Source organism: Yoonia sp. 208BN28-4, assembly GCF_037543925.1.
Lineage (GTDB): Bacteria > Pseudomonadota > Alphaproteobacteria > Rhodobacterales > Rhodobacteraceae > Yoonia.
The window spans coordinates 640,003-655,165 of the sequence record NZ_JBBIFY010000002.1 but is presented as its reverse complement, the minus strand read 5'-3'; the positions used below and the strand labels follow the sequence as shown (position 1 = coordinate 655,165).

Sequence of the window (15,163 nt, the reverse complement as noted above, 5' to 3'; positions counted from 1 at the left end):
TGAATTCTAGGCGTCATTTCTCGGCCTTTTTGGTCCAGCGTCCGTCCTCTTGCGCCCAATATTGGGCGGTGCAGCCTGCGTCGGTCAGCATCTTCCACTGACCGCGTGCAAAGCCCAATGCCGCTTCGTCGTGGCCGTCAAACAGGATACAGGTGCGATCAAGCAGGCCCACTTCGGCAGGCGTCACATCGCCACCGCCCACGCTCATCACGCAGGCAAAACCATCAGACGGCGTGCCGCTCCCCAAAAGCACAGGTTGATCATCATCATGTGGGCCGCCAGCCAACCCATGCGGCAGAAATCCGTCCTGCCACAGCACCTGATCAAGCCTTTCAAGCAGTCCTGCGTCTTGCCCGCGCACCAACACGCGCCACCCGGCCTCGCGCGCTTTACCAAGCAGCATGGGAAGCGTTTTTTCCAGCGGGGTCGCTGTCAGATGATAGAAATATGCAGCCCCCATATCAGCCTTCGTAGTGCTCGGCGATCAGCCGGTTCAGCGCCATCACACCCCAGCCCGTCGCCCCAGCCGGAGCAAGATTGGTCTGGGAAGACCGCGATGCAACGCCTGCGATATCCAGATGGCACCACGGCATATCATCTTTGACAAAGCGTTTGAGGAATTGCGCGGCCGTGATGGACCCCGCAGGGCGCCCGCCGATGTTTTTCATGTCCGCGACACGCGATTTGAGCAGCGCATCATAGGCATCACCCAGCGGCATCCGCCACGCGCCTTCGCTTTCGCTGGCGGCGGCTTTCAGGAACGCATCGCAAAGCGTGTCGTCATTGCTGAAAACGCCCGCATTCTCGTGCCCGAGGGCAACGACCATCGCACCGGTCAGCGTCGCCAGATTGATCATGCCTGTCGGCGCAAAGCGGTCTTGGGCGTACCACAGCACGTCCGCCAGAACTAAGCGCCCCTCGGCGTCCGTATTCTGCACTTCAATCGTATCGCCCTTCATGGATGTGACCACATCGCCGGGGCGCACGGCATTGCCGGACGGCATGTTCTCCACAATGCCGACCAGCCCCACGACGTTGGCCTTGGCCTTGCGCAGTGCGAGTGTCTTCATGACGCCCGACACAACGCCTGCGCCGCCCATGTCCATCGTCATGTCCCACATGCCCGCGCCGGGCTTGAGGCTGATACCGCCGGTATCAAAAACCACGCCTTTTCCGACCAGCGCAAACGGGGCCTCGCCTTCGGTGCCGCCGTTCCACTGCATCACAACAACCTTGGTCGGACTGTCAGAGCCTTGTCCGACACACAAAAGCGCACCCATGCCCAAGCGCTCCAACTCGTCCTCTTCCAGCACCTCAACCGTCAGGCCAATGTCTTCCATCGCTTTCAGACGGTCTGCAAAATCGGTCGTTGTCAGGACGTTTGCCGGTTCATTTGTCAGGTCGCGAGTGAAAAACACGCCTTCCGCGATATCTTTGGCAGCCGCGATCTTGTCACGGGCCGCTTCGGGATCGTCGACGCAGAAATCGATATGCCCGCGCGGATCAGGGGCTTTGGTCATATGCGCGTCAAAGCGGTAGTCGCGCAAAAGAAGGCCCAGTGCCAGATCTGTCAACCGGGCCATGTCAGAGGCCAGCACATGCAGGCTTTTGTCGCCCTTGGCCTTGGCCAATGCAGCGCCCGCCTTGCGCGCCTCGTCTTGTGTGGCATCTGCGCCAAGCTTCACAACCAGCACGGCGTCGGCCGCGATCCCTGACGGAAAGCCGATGGTCAGACAATCGCCAGCTGATGCCTTTTCAAATGCGGGACTGTTCACGGCACCCGACAGCGCGCCATGCATGCGCGCATCCAGTTGCGTGCCAAGCCCGCCAAGCTGTCCGTTCAGACTGACAAGAACCGCGATCTGACCGCCCAGATCGGCAAGCGTATCAACACTGGCGGCGGTGATTGTATAGGGGCAAACGGTTGTCATATGCGACCTCACTGGATGTCTGTTTGGCGTGGTTTGGCAATACCTAGCCCGCGCCTGCGCGCTTGACCAGATAACTGTTCAAACCGTCCGGTGGTTGCGTTAGAACCAACGCGGAATACGGGGCGCAGCAGCATAAGGGGTGGGCACGACTTGGCACGATTTGACCGCTATATGCTGTCACAGCTGATGATGCTGTTTGGCTTTTTCAGCCTTGTGCTTGTGCTGATCTACTGGATCAACCGTGCGGTACGCCTGTTTGACCAACTGATCGCGGACGGCCAATCAGCGGCGGTTTTCCTTGAATTTACGGTTTTATCGCTGCCCAGCGTGATCCGGCTGGCACTGCCCATCGCGTCGTTTGCCGCTGCCGTTTATGTCACCAACCGCATGAGCACGGACAGCGAACTTGTCGCTGTGCAGGCCACGGGCTATTCCCCCTTCCGCATGGCGCGGCCAGTGATTTACTTCGGGCTGATCGTGTTTCTGCTGATGTCGGCGCTGATGCACTATCTGGTGCCGGTATCCTCCGCGCGCCTGCAGGACCGTCAGGCCGAAATTTCACAAAACGCAACCGCACGGCTTTTGACCGAGGGCGAGTTTCTTGAACCGCTTGATGGTCTGACGTTTTACATCCGCGAAATCACGCCAGCGGGTGAATTGCGTGATCTGTTCTTGTCAGACAGCCGCTCGGCCGACGAACAGGTGACCTATACCGCAGCGCAAGCCTTTCTGGTGCGCAATGACGGTGCGGCACAGCTTGTGATGGTCGACGGGCTGGTGCAGACGCTGCGCCTGTCGGATCAAAAGCTTTTCACCACATCCTTTGATGATTTCGCTTACGACATTGGCAGCTTCCTGTCGGTTGCGCCGCGTGAAGGGCGCAGATCGCGCGAGGTGCCCACGTTAGAGCTGATGCAAGCCGACGACGCCCTTGCAGACGAAACACGCCGGTCGATCCCAGAATTAATGGCTGAAGGTCACAACCGGATCGGGCAATCGATCCTTGGTGCCGTGTCGGCGCTTGTCGGCTTTGCGGCCCTGATCTCGGCGGGGTTCAGCCGCTTTGGCGTCTGGAAACAGATCGTGGTGGCGATCTTGCTGATTGTCTTTGTCAAAGCGGTTGAGGCTGTCGGCCTAAGCGCCGCGCGCGCCGATCCCAACCTTTGGTTTGCCACCTACCTGCCCAGCGTTGTGGGGTTCCTGATCGGTTGGGCGCTTTTGTTCAAGGCAGGCCGCCCGTATCTGTTCAAGCGGCGGCCAACTGCGGTGGCATTATCATGATCTTGCACCGGTATTTTGCGCGCCGCTTCACGTTCAGCTTTCTGGGTGTGTTTGCTGTCTTTGTGATGATCCTGACGTTCATTGATTTCGTCGATCAACTGCGCCGCTATGCCAACGCCGATGCCAGTCTGGCCGAAATTGCCGTGCTCACCCTGCTGCAAACGCCGGAATCGATTTACGGAATCCTCCCGCTGATCATGATCCTTGCGACCATTACCCTGTTTCTCGGGCTTGCCCGCTCGTCAGAGCTTGTCGTCACGCGGGCGGCGGGCCGGTCCGGCTTACGGGCGCTGATGGCGCCTTTGGTCGTGGCCTTTCTGATCGGCGTGCTGGCTGTCGCAGTGATGAACCCGATTGTTGCAGCCACCCAACGTCAGGCCGAGGCGCGGATCGATGCGCTGAAAGGCGAAAGCAGTGTGCTATCGCTCGGCTCGACGGGGCTGTGGCTGCGGCAGGGCAACGACGACCAGCAAACGGTCATTCAGGCCGATAGCGCCAATCTTGACGGCACAGAGCTGAACGGCGTCACCTTCATCAGCTTTGACCGCACAGTTGGCCCGATCCAAAGGATTGAGGCCGCCCGCGCCGAACTGGTCGCTGGCGCATGGGTCGCGACAAATGCCAAACTATGGCCACTGTCAGGCAACACGACGCCAGAGGCGGCGGCATCCCTGCATCCCCAACTGACAATCCCGTCCACTTTGACCGCCGATCAGATCAGAGACAGCTTTGGCACGCCATCGTCGATCCCGATCTGGGATCTGCCGCAATTTATCGACCGCCTGCGTGCGGCAGGCTTCTCGGCCCAGCGGCACGAGGTGTGGTTCCAGATGGAACTGGCAATGCCTGCGTTTATGGCCGCAATGATGCTGATCGGTGCGGCCTTTACGATGCGCCACCAACGCGGCGGGCGCGTGGGTCTGATGGTGCTGATGGCAATCATGTTCTCGTTTGCCATCTATTTCCTACGTAACTTTGCGCAAATTCTGGGTGAGAACGGCCAGTTACCAGCCGCACTTGCGGCATGGGCACCACCACTTGCCGCGATTGGTCTGTCACTTGGTTTTTTATTGCATCAGGAGGACGGATGATGCGGTGGCTTGCCCTTCTTCTGGCGTTTCTGCCCGGCTTGGCCACGGCGCAAGGCACAGCAACGCTGATTGCCGACAGCGTCGTCGTGACCGCTGACGAACAACTGATCGCCGAGGGAAACATCGAAGCCTTTTATGATGGCACCCGCCTGTCTGCGCGCCGGATCGTCTATGACCGCGCATCTGACAGGCTGATGATCGACGGGCCGATTTTCATCACCGATGGCACGGGAAACCTGATCACGGCGGATCGCGCAAGCCTTGATCCCCGCCTTGAAAACGGTCTTTTGCGCGGGGCGCGTCTGGTGCTGGACCGACAGTTGCAACTGGCCGCCACCCAGATCGCACGAGTGGACGGGCGCTATGCGGACCTGCGTCAGGTGGCGGCCACATCCTGCCAGATTTGCGGCCAACAGGCCCCGCTGTGGGACATTCGCGCTGACCGCGTTGTGCATGATCAGGACGCACGGCAGCTTTATTTTGATAACGCCGTTTTGCGCGTGCGCGGGCTGCCGATCTTGTGGCTGCCGTATATGCGCCTGCCTGATCCGACACTAGACCGCGCGACGGGGCTGTTGATCCCGCGTTTGCGCACGACAGATCAACTGGGCACCGGCCTGAAACTGCCGTATTTCATCCGGCTTGGGGATCACCGTGACCTAACGTTGACACCATATGTTTCGGCCAAGACCCGCACGCTTGAGGCCCGCTACCGCGAGGCGTTTATCAACGGCAATCTGCTGATCGAAGGCGCTGTGACCGACGACACCTTGCAAGACGACATCAGATCGTTCCTGTTCACCGAAGGCAGCTTTGACCTGCGGTCGGACTTCAAACTGGATTTCACGCTGCAAACTGTAAGTGATCCGGCCTACCTACTTGATTACGGGTTTGGCGATACGGACCGCCTTGAAAGCCAGATCAGCCTGACGCGGGTGCGCGCTGATGATCTGTTCCAGACGCAGCTGACATTCTTTGAATCACTGCGCGACAACGAAGTCGATACCGCCCTGCCGCCAGTTGTGGCCGCCATCGGCTATGACCGCCGCATCGATCTGGGCAGCGCGAGCTGGCTTGACCTGACCCTTGGCGCGGATGTGGCCGTGCGCACAAATAAGGATGACGCGCGGGATGTGGCCCGCATCGGGGCAGGCATGCGCTGGCAGCGCAATTTCCAGCTGGCAGGCGGCGTCCTGATGGAAACCAGCGCGGGATTGCAAGCCAACTATTTTCAGGTGGCCGATGACCCAAGTATCGACAACGCGGGGCTGCAAACGATTCCCCATGTGGCGACAACGCTGCGGTGGCCGCTGATCCGGCGCGGCGCTGGCGGTGTCACCGATCTTTTGGAGCCGACCTTGGCCTTGGCGTGGTCGGATCAGTTTGGCGACACCCCGCCCAACGAAGACAGCACCCGCGCCGAACTGGATCGTGGCAACCTCTTTGCGCTATCCCGTTTTGCAGGCGAGGATCGGACCGAGACGGGTTTGCGCGCCGCGGCAGGCCTCAGCTGGACACGCCATATGGCTGCTGGCACCACATCGAACCTGACATTCGGACGCATTTTCCGCGATGAGGCCATCTCGGATTTCAGCGCGTCTTCGGGCTTATCAGGGCAAAGGTCCGACTGGCTGTTGTCAGGACAGATCGCCACCGCTGACGGTTTTTTCGTCGAGGCCCGCAGCCTGTTTGACGACGACTTTGACATCACCCAAGGCACCGCGCGGATCAACTGGCAAACCGCCGATCTGTCGCTGGACGCCGCCTACGTCTTTCAGGCCGCCGATGGTGTAGAAAACCGCCCCGATGCAGTATCGGAATGGCGGCTGGATACCGCCGTGCAGGTCACGGATGCGTGGCGCATCGGATTTGACGGGCGCTATGATATCGCCGCTGGCCGCCCTGCCCGCACAGCGCTTGAACTGGAATGGCAAAACGAATGCGTGACGGTCAGTCTTTCGGTCTCGCGCCGCTTCACGTCTTCGACTACTGTGGACCCATCGACCGATGTCGGGCTTGGCGTGTCGCTGAACGGCTTTTCAGCCGGGCGATCAGGCGGCGGACCCGCAACCGGTTGTACGAATTAAAGATCACGAGGCAGGCACATGCGCATCCTTTCACACGTCACCCGCACTATCGCCCTTTTGCTGGCGTTTGTTGTCGCGCCGCAAGCCATGGCGCAAAGCGGATTTTCGCCAGCGGTGACCGTGGATGACAAGGTCATCACCTATTACGAGATCGACCAACGCGCGCGCCTTCTGACAGCGTTTCGCACGCCGGGTGCCGGACCAGAGCTTGCCCGCGAACAGCTGATCGAGGAGCGTCTCAAGCAGGCCGAACTTGATCGCGCGGGCTTTAGCCTGACCGAGGAAGGCGTGCTCAGCGCGATGGAGCAGTTCGCGGAACGCGCTAATCTCACGCTCGACCAGTTCCTTCAGGTTCTGTCCCAGCAAGGCGTTGATCGCGCGACACTGCGCGATTTTGTTGTAAGCGGGATCTCTTGGCGCGATTACATCCGCAATCGCTATGGGCCAAGCACACAGGTCAGCGAAACCGATATTGATCGCGCAATCGCGGCCACCACGGGTGCCGGTGCGGGGATCGAAGTGCTCCTGTCCGAGATTATCATTCCCGCCCCACCGCCGCGTGCAGCGCAGGCTTTGGCCCGTGCCCAGCAGATCGCGGGTCTGCGCAGTCAGGATGCGTTCTCGGCTGCAGCACGACAGGTTTCGGCGCTTCCATCACGCAACAATGGTGGCCGTCTTGGCTGGCTGCCCATCACGAACTACCCGCCGCAGCTTCGCGGGCTTTTGCTGTCGCTTGGCACAAACGAAGTAACCGCGCCGATCCAGATCACAAATGGTGTGGCGCTGTTCCAGATGCGCGGCGTGCGCGAAGTGCCAACCGCTCCGCCTGCCCCCGCCGCAATTGAATACGCCGCTTACTACATCGATAGCTCTGCCGGTCTTGCGGGCGCGCAGGATGTGGCTAACCGTGTAGACACCTGCGACGATCTTTATGGCATCGCCCAAGGTCAGCCAGCCGAGGTGCTTGAACGCTCCAGCCTTGCGCCTGCCGAAATTCCGCAGGACGTGGCGATTGAACTGGCCCGCCTTGATCCGGGCGAAGTGTCTTACAACCTGACCCGCGCAAACGGCCAGACCATCGTGTTTCTGATGCTATGCAATCGCGTTGCAGACACCGAAACCGAGGTCGACCGCGAGGCCGTCCAGAACCGCTTGCGGAGCCAGCGACTGGCCGGATTTGCCGAAAGCCTGCTTGAAAACCTGCGTGCCTCCGCCACGATCGTGGTGCGATGACCAACAAACCGATTGTGATCAGCTGCGGCGAACCCGCAGGTATCGGACCGGAAATTGCTGTCGCCGCTTGGGCGGCTCTTCGGGATGAAATGCCGCTCCTTTGGATCGGTGATCCCGCGCATCTGCCATATGAAACCCCATACGAGCTGCTGCGCGATGTGCGCGAAACGCCACAGCCTGGCAAGCTGGGTGTGCTGGCGCATAAAGTTGGGAAACCTGCCACGCCGGGCGTGCCTGATGCGGCCAATGCCCAGACGGTGATTGATGCGATAGCGCATGGTGTGGACTGCGTCACCACCGGCCATGCACGCGCAATCTGCACCGCGCCGATCCACAAGGCCGCGCTAATTGATGGTGCCAATTTCGCGTACCCCGGTCACACAGAATATCTTGCCGCACTTGCCGGTGTGGACCGTGTGGTGATGATGCTGGCGTGCGATGCGTTGCGCGTTGTGCCCACCACGATCCACATTCCGCTGTCAGAAGTGCCAGCGCAGCTGACCGCCAGCCTTTTAACCAACACGCTGCTTATTACACACGCAGCCCTGCGCCGTGATTTCGGCATTGCAGCCCCCCGCATTGCGGTGGCCGGTCTGAACCCCCACGCGGGAGAGGACGGCAAAATGGGGCGCGAAGAGATCGAGATGATCACGCCCGTTCTGACGGCCCTGCGCAACGAAGGCATGAACCTGAGCGGTCCGCTATCTGCCGATACGCTGTTCCACGCAGGCGCGCGTCAACACTATGATGCCGCCGTGTGCATGTATCACGATCAGGCCCTGATCCCGATCAAGACGCTTGATTTCTCGGGCGGTGTGAATGTCACACTGGGCCTGCCGTTTATCCGCACCTCGCCCGATCATGGCACGGCCTTTGATATTGCGGGCCAAGGCGTCGCTGATGCCACATCCATGATCGCCGCCTTACGCATGGCGCGCACAATGGCGGATGCCCGCGGTGTTTGAACGATCAGGTGCCTCCGGCGGGAGTATTGAGGGCAAAATGATACCATGAGCGGCATTGATCAACTGCCACCGCTGCGCGAGGTCATCGACACACACGGCATCGCCGCGAAAAAGTCGCTGGGGCAGAACTTTCTTCTGGATTTGAATCTCACCGCCAAAATCGCGCGACTTGCGGGCGATCTGAGCGGGTCTGACGTGCTTGAGGTCGGCCCCGGTCCGGGTGGTTTGACCCGCGGTCTTCTGGCTGAAGGCGCACGGCGCGTGCTGGCGGTCGAGATGGACCCGCGCTGCCTGCCTGCGCTGGCAGACATCGGTGCGGCCTATCCGGACCGGTTGCAAGTCATTCAGGGCGATGCGCTTGAGGTGGACGCCTTGGCGCATCTGACGCCGCCGATCAAAATCGCGGCCAATCTACCCTATAACGTCGGCACCGAACTGCTGGTGCGCTGGCTGACGCCACCCGATTGGCCACCGTTCTGGGACACGCTGACGCTGATGTTCCAGCGCGAGGTGGCGCAACGTATCGTGGCGCAACCCGGCTCGAAGGCTTACGGGCGTCTGGCGCTGCTGGCACAATGGCGGGCTGATGCGCGGATCGTGATGGACCTGCCACCAGAGGCATTTTCGCCGCCGCCCAAGGTCAGCTCTGCTGTTGTGCATCTGACGGCCCTGCCCGCGCCACGCTTTCCGGCCAATGCCGCCACGCTGAACAAGGTCGTTGCGGCAGGGTTCAACCAGCGCCGCAAGATGCTGCGCTCTGCGCTCAAATCCCTCGGGCCGGATATCGAAGATCATCTGATCGCCGCCGGTATCAAACCGACCGAACGGGCCGAGCAGGTGTCGCTAGAGCAGTTTTGTGCCCTCGCCCGCAGTCTCGACGGTATCTAGAAACGCAGAAATGGCTTGAGGCGATGTCAAACGCGTCACGGGATAGCTGCCCAAACCCTCTGATATCGCGCGGTTGTAGGCGCCGGCGTCACGCCAGGCACCCGCAACAAAGCGCACCTGCCGAACACCAGGCCAATCGCGGTTGCCCGCCGGGTGCTCAGGCCGCGTGCGCCCCGCATAGCGCAGGGAGCGCCCGATGATCCGCCGGATGCGCAGCCCGCGCGGCAGGTCCAGCCAGATCACCAATGGCGCGTGCGCCAGAACATCCGGCCGGATCAGCGATGGCCCGCCTTCGATAATCCAGCGCGGTGCGCTCAGGGCCTGAGCAACGGCCCGTTGCACACCGCTGCGCGGGCGCCTCTGCCAGCGGGTCGTCAGCGCAAACGCATCATTGTGCAGAACGGGCAAGCCGCTTCGCTGGCCCAAGGTTGTTGCAAATGTCGATTTTCCCGCGCCATTGGCCCCTGTCACCACCACACGCTGCAACGCAAAAGGCCCACCGGACAGGTGGGCCTTTGTGTTCATTCGGCGGCTTCCGATGGCGGTGTATCCTGACCACCCTGCCCATCGTCTTGCGGCTTGGGAGGGCGCGGTTTGCGCTGGCGCGGCTTACGGGGTTTTGGCTCCGGCTGCGCCTCTGGCGTTTCCACAAGGCTGCTGTCACCGCTGTCGTCGTTTGCATCGACACTGGGTTGATCCATCGCGGCCGGATCGTTCGACGCGGCCTCTTGCGCCTTCAGGCGTTCGTTCCGCTCGCGGTCACGCTCTGCCTGACGTTCGCGGTTCTTTTCCTCTTGCTCCACACGGGCCTTTTCGACCTCGCGCTGCGCTTCGGCCAGCATCCGCAGATAATGTTCCGCGTGCTGGGCATAGTTTTCAGCGTTCACCCGATCACCCGACAGTTGCGCGTCGCGGTGCAGCTGGTTGTATTTCTCGATGATCTGCTGCGGCGTGCCGCGCACCTTCCCCTCGGGTCCGCTGCTGTCGAACACGCGGTTGATGATGTTGCCGCCGGATGGGCGGTTATTGCGGTTCTTATTGCCCCGCGACCGTGACTTGGATGATCTCATGAATGTGCTTTCGTCAAGCCTGTAGCTTTTATCGGGTCAGGCGCATGGTGATGCGGTTCAAAAGTGACCCAGTTTGTGTGGCGACCACCGACGAGAGCAGCAGAGGCTCATCGTGCGATAGGTTTCAAAAAGCACTTCTATGCCCGCGTGACAAGAGCAAATGCCCTTTTTGCAGCTTATTGGGGCGAAAATGGCGGTTTTTGACCGATAACGACACGATCACGCCCGTCCAGATCAGGCCGGACCGCGATCTGCGCGAATCCTTCGTGGTGCAGCATTTCGCTGACCGCAGCCCCTTGGGTTGGTCCGATCTCGACCATCAGCCAGCCGCCGTTTGCCAGATGCGCGAACGCCCCCGCCGAGATGGCGCGGTAAGCTGTCAGCCCGTCACCTTCATCTGTGAGCGCCAAACGCGGCTCAAAATCGCGCACCTCTGCCGCAAGGCCCGGCATCTCGTCGGCCGCAATATAGGGCGGGTTGCTGACGACCAGATCAAAAGCCACCTCGCTTTGCGGCACGGCGTCATACCAATCGCCTTGGTAAAAGCGCATCCGGTCCTCAACCCGCAGTCGTGCGGCGTTGCGTTGCGCAATGGCAAGTGCGGCGGTGGACATATCGGTGGCTACGCCAAACGCATCTGACCCGCGTTCGGCCAATAAGGTCGTGATAATGCAGCCTGATCCTGTCCCAAGATCCAGCACACGGCCAAAGGGCACAGTCATCGCCTGCGCGACCAGCTCTTCCGTTTCGGGGCGCGGATCAAGCACGTCTGGGCCCACTTCAAACCGGCGACCGTAAAACTGCCGTTCCCCTGTCAGATGCGCTACGGGCTCTCGCCGCGCGCGGCGTTCAATCAACGCCACAAAGGCAGCCTCTTGCGCAGGTGTCACCGGATCACCGGCAATCAGCGTGACACGCGACGCATCAACGCCCATGACATATGCAAAGAGCCTGCGCGCATCGCGCGCCGCATCATCAATTCCGGCAGCGGTCAACACCTTGGCCGCAAGGGCAATGGCCTGTTGTCCGGTCGTCACGATCCCATCTCGGCCAAGAGCGTGGCCTGCGCGTCTGCCGTCAGCGCGTCGATGATTTCGTCCAGATCGCCCGCCATCACCTGCGCCAGCGCATAAAGCGTCAGGTTAATCCGGTGATCCGTCATGCGTCCCTGCGGAAAATTATAGGTGCGGATACGTTCCGAACGGTCCCCCGATCCGACCTGCGCCTTGCGGTCCGCTGATCGTTCACCGTCCACACGCTGCCGCTCCAGATCGAACAGACGTGTTTTCAACACCTGCATCGCGATCTCGCGGTTGCGGTGCTGGGATTTTTCGGCGCTGACCACAATCAGACCCGTCGGGATGTGCAGGATGCGCACCGCCGAGTCAGTCGTGTTCACGTGCTGCCCGCCAGACCCTGAGGCGCGCATGGTATCAATCCGCAGATCGGACGGGTTGATCTGGATATCGACGTCTTCGGCCTCTGGCAGCACCGCCACCGTCGCGGCAGAGGTGTGAATACGCCCGCCGCTTTCGGTTTCCGGCACGCGCTGCACGCGGTGCACGCCGCTTTCGTATTTCATCCGCGCAAAGACATTCTCGCCCGCAATTCGCGCGACAACCTCTTTCACGCCGCCCAGTTCGCTCAGGCTTTCTTCAAGAATTTCAAACTTCCAGCCCTGCTTTTCGGCGTATCGCTGATACATCCGCAGCAGATCAGCGGCAAAAAGCCCCGCCTCATCACCGCCCGTGCCAGGCCGGATTTCCAGCAGCGCGGGCCGACCGTCAGCAGCATCCTTGGGCAAAAGCGCCAGCTGCACGCCTTCCTCGGACGCAGCAAGCTGTTCTTTCAGCCCCGGTAATTCCTCTTCGGCCATTTCGCGCATCTCGGGATCACGCAACATGGCTTCGGCATCGTCAATCTGAACCAACAGGTCGCGATAAGCGGAAACGGTCTCAACAACGGGCTTTAACTCACTGTATTCGCGGGCCAAAGTGACCATATCACTACCCACGTCACCCGAGGCCATCTTGGCCTCGAGAAACTCGAAACGGTCAATGATCTGGTCGATTTTTTCTGATGCAATCATGGGAAAGGTGGTGGCGGATCAGCCTTCCGGCGTCAAGAGGTCAAGACGCGTCAGCCAGTCCTGCACCCGCGCCTTGTTCACACCCATGTCCAGCTTGCCAAACCGTGCGCGAGCGTAAATCTGCAAATGCGGCTGCCCGCCCAGATCGTAAACGCGCGCAGACGTATAATCGGGATAGCCCATGATCCGCGTGCGGGTCACAAAAGTCGTCCATTGGCCTGACCCGTCCGACAGCAGTTGCGTGCGCGGCGTCGCCAGCGCAACAGAGGTCAGCCGGTCCAGCATATCGTCGCTTTCGACCCGGCGCACCGCGATAAACGACCGTTCACCGTCCGTATCGCCGGATGGCATCAACGCCACGTCGGGTGACGTCCATTTTTCCGCATTGGCTGGCACAAACCGGATGTAAAGCATCAAGGCCACTGCAATGGCGACGATGGCGTATAGGATGTTGGTTAACAAGAAAGCGACCCTCTTATCCGGTGCATGCGCTGTGCACGTTTGGTGCACGTCCGGTGCACAGTGTTTTGATTATTAACGATATGGCACGCCAGGCAGGATCGACAACATCTCGAACATGATATTGGCCCCCACAAGCGCCGTGTTTCCACTGGGATCATAAGGCGGCGACACCTCGACCAGATCACAGCCCACGATGTTGAGCCCGCGCAGACCGCGGATCAGTTCCATCGCCTGCATCGTGGTCAGCCCGCCGATCTCGGGCGTGCCGGTGCCGGGCGCAAAACTGGGATCAAGGCTATCGATATCGTAGGTGATATAGGTCTTCTGGTCGCCAATTTTCTCTTTGATTTCAGCGGCCAATGGCGCAAGGCTCTTGTGCCACAGATCAGGGGCAAGCCATTGGTTGAACCCCCAGCTCGCCGCCTCGGTAAAGTCATCAGCCGTGTATCCCGTGCCACGCAACCCGATCTGGAAAACCTTGTCAGCGGTGATCAGCCCCTCTTCATAGGCGCGCCGAAATACAGTGCCATGCGTCTCACGCTCGCCAAACATCTCGTCGTTCACATCCGCATGGGCATCCACATGCACCAGCGCCACCGGCCCGTGTTTGCGGGCAATCGACCGCAAAATCGGCAGCGTCATCGTATGATCTCCACCAATGCCCATCGGCACAATGTCATGCGCCAGATGCGTGTCATAAGTCTCTGTAATCAAACGAATCGTGTCGGCCAGATTGAACGTGTTGACCGACACATCACCAAGGTCAGCGCAGTGCAGTGCATCAAATGGCGCTGCCCCGCTTTGGATGTTGTAGGGGCGGATCATCGCACTTTCCGCACGCACCTGCTTGGGCCCGAACCGCGTGCCAGAGCGCCAGCTTGTGCCTATGTCCATCGGTATCCCGATGAAACCTACGTCGATGCCCTTGGCCGTCTCCGCTGCAGGCAAGCGCATAAAGGTCTGCGGGCCTGAAAACCGCGCCAGATCATTTCCCGAAATCGGTTGGGCAGGCATCATTTTTTCCTTTGGTTCCAAAGCGCAAGGCAGCAAAGCTCCATCGCGATATGCGCCCCGGCAATCGCGGTCACTCCTGTGGTGTCATAGGCCGGTGACACCTCAACCACGTCACCGCCAACCATGTTGATCCCCGCCAGATCGCGCAGCATTGCCGCCGCCTGCCAGCTTGCCAGCCCACCCCAGACGGGTGTGCCGGTGCCGGGGGCAAAGGCCGGATCAAGCGCGTCGATATCAAAAGTCACATAGGTCGGACTGTCGCCTACAATCTCCTTAACCTTTTGCGTGACATACTGCGATCCACGTTCATGGCAGGTGCGCGCGTCAATGAATGGCATCCCGCAGTAATCATCACACTCTGTCCTGATCCCGATCTGCACAGAGCGTGTCACGTCCACCAACCCCAGCTTCACCGCCTTATACATAAACGTGCCGTGGTCGATCCGCTCCATATCGTCGTCTGCCCAGAGGTCCGAGTGGGCGTCAAACTGGATCACCGACATCGGCCCGTATTTTTCGGCGTAGGCGCGCAGGATTGGTAGCGTGATAAAGTGATCGCCCCCCAGCGTGATCGTCCCCGGCCCCTGTCTGATAATCCCGCCGATATGCGCCTCCAGCAGTCCGGGAAAGCTGGGCGTATGCGCGTAATCAAAAGCAAGATCGCCGTAATCTACGATCACATGATCACCCAGCGGATCAAACCCGTCCCAGCCGTAAGGCGGATCAAACGGTTGCAGGGCAGATGCCTCACGGATGGCACGGGGGCCAAAACGCGCGCCAGCGCGATGGGTCACCGCCTGATCAAAGGGCACACCCGTCACAGCCAGCTCAACCCTTTGCAAATCCTTGGAATACTGCCGCCGCATGAACGACGTCGCACCGCCAAATGCGTTCTCGTAAGCCAGCCCCTTGCGGTCAGGCCGCGTGAAGGCCAGATCAATCTGGCTTTTGGCGTCTTCCAAACTCATCGCATCTCTCCAATTTGTCTGCCGCAACGTGCCACCGCGACGACTGGCGGGTCAAGGACGCCGCAGGCGCAGATGCTTGCATCT

At 60.4% G+C, this 15,163-nt stretch carries 15 protein-coding genes; 6 read left to right on the top strand and 9 right to left on the bottom strand.

The window, feature by feature from the left end; translation table 11 throughout:
- Positions 1–13: 13 nt before the first annotated feature.
- Positions 14–460, bottom strand: a complete 447-nt coding sequence (locus tag V8J84_RS09470; RefSeq protein ID WP_339930404.1) for a DNA polymerase III subunit chi — start codon at positions 458–460, stop codon at positions 14–16.
- A gap of 1 nt (position 461) precedes the next feature.
- The gene (locus tag V8J84_RS09465) at positions 462–1,931 is read right to left on the bottom strand and encodes a leucyl aminopeptidase (RefSeq protein ID WP_339930402.1); all 1,470 of its coding nucleotides are present in this window, start codon (positions 1,929–1,931) and stop codon (positions 462–464) included.
- Positions 1,932–2,102: 171 nt separating this feature from the next.
- Between V8J84_RS09465 and lptF the strand changes: the two genes are divergently transcribed.
- From lptF to rsmA, 6 genes are read left to right on the top strand one after another with little or no spacing between them, the layout of a single operon-like run.
- The gene (lptF, locus tag V8J84_RS09460; RefSeq protein WP_445285967.1) at positions 2,103–3,212 is read left to right on the top strand and encodes an LPS export ABC transporter permease LptF; all 1,110 of its coding nucleotides are present in this window, start codon (positions 2,103–2,105) and stop codon (positions 3,210–3,212) included.
- On the top strand, positions 3,209–4,303 hold the full coding sequence (gene lptG, locus V8J84_RS09455; protein ID WP_339930398.1) for an LPS export ABC transporter permease LptG: 1,095 nt from the start codon (positions 3,209–3,211) through the stop codon (positions 4,301–4,303). Before lptF ends, lptG begins: the two co-directional genes overlap by 4 nt.
- On the top strand, positions 4,300–6,390 hold the full coding sequence (locus V8J84_RS09450) for an LPS-assembly protein LptD (protein ID WP_339930396.1): 2,091 nt from the start codon (positions 4,300–4,302) through the stop codon (positions 6,388–6,390). Before lptG ends, V8J84_RS09450 begins: the two co-directional genes overlap by 4 nt.
- 18 nt (positions 6,391–6,408) lie before the next feature.
- On the top strand, positions 6,409–7,623 hold the full coding sequence (locus V8J84_RS09445) for a peptidylprolyl isomerase (RefSeq protein WP_339930394.1): 1,215 nt from the start codon (positions 6,409–6,411) through the stop codon (positions 7,621–7,623).
- A complete protein-coding gene (gene pdxA / locus V8J84_RS09440; RefSeq protein WP_339930392.1) occupies positions 7,620–8,588 on the top strand; it encodes a 4-hydroxythreonine-4-phosphate dehydrogenase PdxA in 969 nt (322 codons plus the stop codon). Before V8J84_RS09445 ends, pdxA begins: the two co-directional genes overlap by 4 nt.
- A 45-nt stretch (positions 8,589–8,633) precedes the next feature.
- Positions 8,634–9,476 (top strand): 16S rRNA (adenine(1518)-N(6)/adenine(1519)-N(6))-dimethyltransferase RsmA, encoded by an 843-nt coding sequence (gene rsmA / locus V8J84_RS09435; RefSeq protein WP_339930390.1) that lies wholly within the window; start codon positions 8,634–8,636, stop codon positions 9,474–9,476.
- On the opposite strand, the gene V8J84_RS09430 is transcribed toward rsmA, so the two are convergent.
- The 7 genes from V8J84_RS09430 to speB (V8J84_RS09400) form a co-directional block, all read right to left on the bottom strand.
- Positions 9,432–10,001: a hypothetical protein gene (locus tag V8J84_RS09430; RefSeq protein ID WP_339930388.1), complete on the bottom strand. Its 570-nt coding sequence runs from the start codon at positions 9,999–10,001 to the stop codon at positions 9,432–9,434. The genes rsmA and V8J84_RS09430 overlap by 45 nt on opposite strands.
- Positions 9,998–10,546 carry a DUF4167 domain-containing protein gene (locus tag V8J84_RS09425; RefSeq protein WP_339930386.1) on the bottom strand — a complete coding sequence of 183 codons (549 nt, stop codon included), beginning with the start codon at positions 10,544–10,546 and terminating at the stop codon, positions 9,998–10,000. The genes V8J84_RS09430 and V8J84_RS09425 overlap by 4 nt, the downstream gene beginning before the upstream one ends.
- Positions 10,547–10,722: 176 nt before the next feature.
- Positions 10,723–11,583: a peptide chain release factor N(5)-glutamine methyltransferase gene (prmC, locus tag V8J84_RS09420; protein WP_339930384.1), complete on the bottom strand. Its 861-nt coding sequence runs from the start codon at positions 11,581–11,583 to the stop codon at positions 10,723–10,725.
- On the bottom strand, positions 11,580–12,635 hold the full coding sequence (prfA, locus tag V8J84_RS09415; protein WP_339930382.1) for a peptide chain release factor 1: 1,056 nt from the start codon (positions 12,633–12,635) through the stop codon (positions 11,580–11,582). The genes prmC and prfA overlap by 4 nt, the downstream gene beginning before the upstream one ends.
- An 18-nt stretch (positions 12,636–12,653) precedes the next feature.
- Positions 12,654–13,097 (bottom strand): DUF1499 domain-containing protein, encoded by a 444-nt coding sequence (locus V8J84_RS09410; protein WP_339930380.1) that lies wholly within the window; start codon positions 13,095–13,097, stop codon positions 12,654–12,656.
- 72 nt (positions 13,098–13,169) lie between these two features.
- A complete protein-coding gene (gene speB / locus V8J84_RS09405) occupies positions 13,170–14,111 on the bottom strand; it encodes an agmatinase (protein ID WP_339930378.1) in 942 nt (313 codons plus the stop codon).
- Positions 14,111–15,079: an agmatinase gene (gene speB / locus V8J84_RS09400; RefSeq protein WP_339930376.1), complete on the bottom strand. Its 969-nt coding sequence runs from the start codon at positions 15,077–15,079 to the stop codon at positions 14,111–14,113. The genes speB (V8J84_RS09405) and speB (V8J84_RS09400) overlap by 1 nt, the downstream gene beginning before the upstream one ends.
- Positions 15,080–15,163: the final 84 nt, after the last annotated feature.

Bases quoted from the DNA above. Each gene is read 5' to 3' on its own strand.
- V8J84_RS09470 (WP_339930404.1), bottom strand. From the start codon at position 460: ATGGGGGCTGCATATTTCTATCATCTGACAGCGACCCCGCTGGAAAAA.
- V8J84_RS09465 (WP_339930402.1), bottom strand. From the start codon at position 1,931: ATGACAACCGTTTGCCCCTATACAATCACCGCCGCCAGTGTTGATACG.
- lptF (WP_445285967.1), top strand. From the start codon at position 2,103: ATGCTGTCACAGCTGATGATGCTGTTTGGCTTTTTCAGCCTTGTGCTT.
- lptG (WP_339930398.1), top strand. From the start codon at position 3,209: ATGATCTTGCACCGGTATTTTGCGCGCCGCTTCACGTTCAGCTTTCTG.
- V8J84_RS09450 (WP_339930396.1), top strand. From the start codon at position 4,300: ATGATGCGGTGGCTTGCCCTTCTTCTGGCGTTTCTGCCCGGCTTGGCC.
- V8J84_RS09445 (WP_339930394.1), top strand. From the start codon at position 6,409: ATGCGCATCCTTTCACACGTCACCCGCACTATCGCCCTTTTGCTGGCG.
- pdxA (WP_339930392.1), top strand. From the start codon at position 7,620: ATGACCAACAAACCGATTGTGATCAGCTGCGGCGAACCCGCAGGTATC.
- rsmA (WP_339930390.1), top strand. From the start codon at position 8,634: ATGAGCGGCATTGATCAACTGCCACCGCTGCGCGAGGTCATCGACACA.
- V8J84_RS09430 (WP_339930388.1), bottom strand. From the start codon at position 10,001: ATGAACACAAAGGCCCACCTGTCCGGTGGGCCTTTTGCGTTGCAGCGT.
- V8J84_RS09425 (WP_339930386.1), bottom strand. From the start codon at position 10,546: ATGAGATCATCCAAGTCACGGTCGCGGGGCAATAAGAACCGCAATAAC.
- prfA (WP_339930382.1), bottom strand. From the start codon at position 12,635: ATGATTGCATCAGAAAAAATCGACCAGATCATTGACCGTTTCGAGTTT.
- speB (WP_339930378.1), bottom strand. From the start codon at position 14,111: ATGCCTGCCCAACCGATTTCGGGAAATGATCTGGCGCGGTTTTCAGGC.
- speB (WP_339930376.1), bottom strand. From the start codon at position 15,079: ATGAGTTTGGAAGACGCCAAAAGCCAGATTGATCTGGCCTTCACGCGG.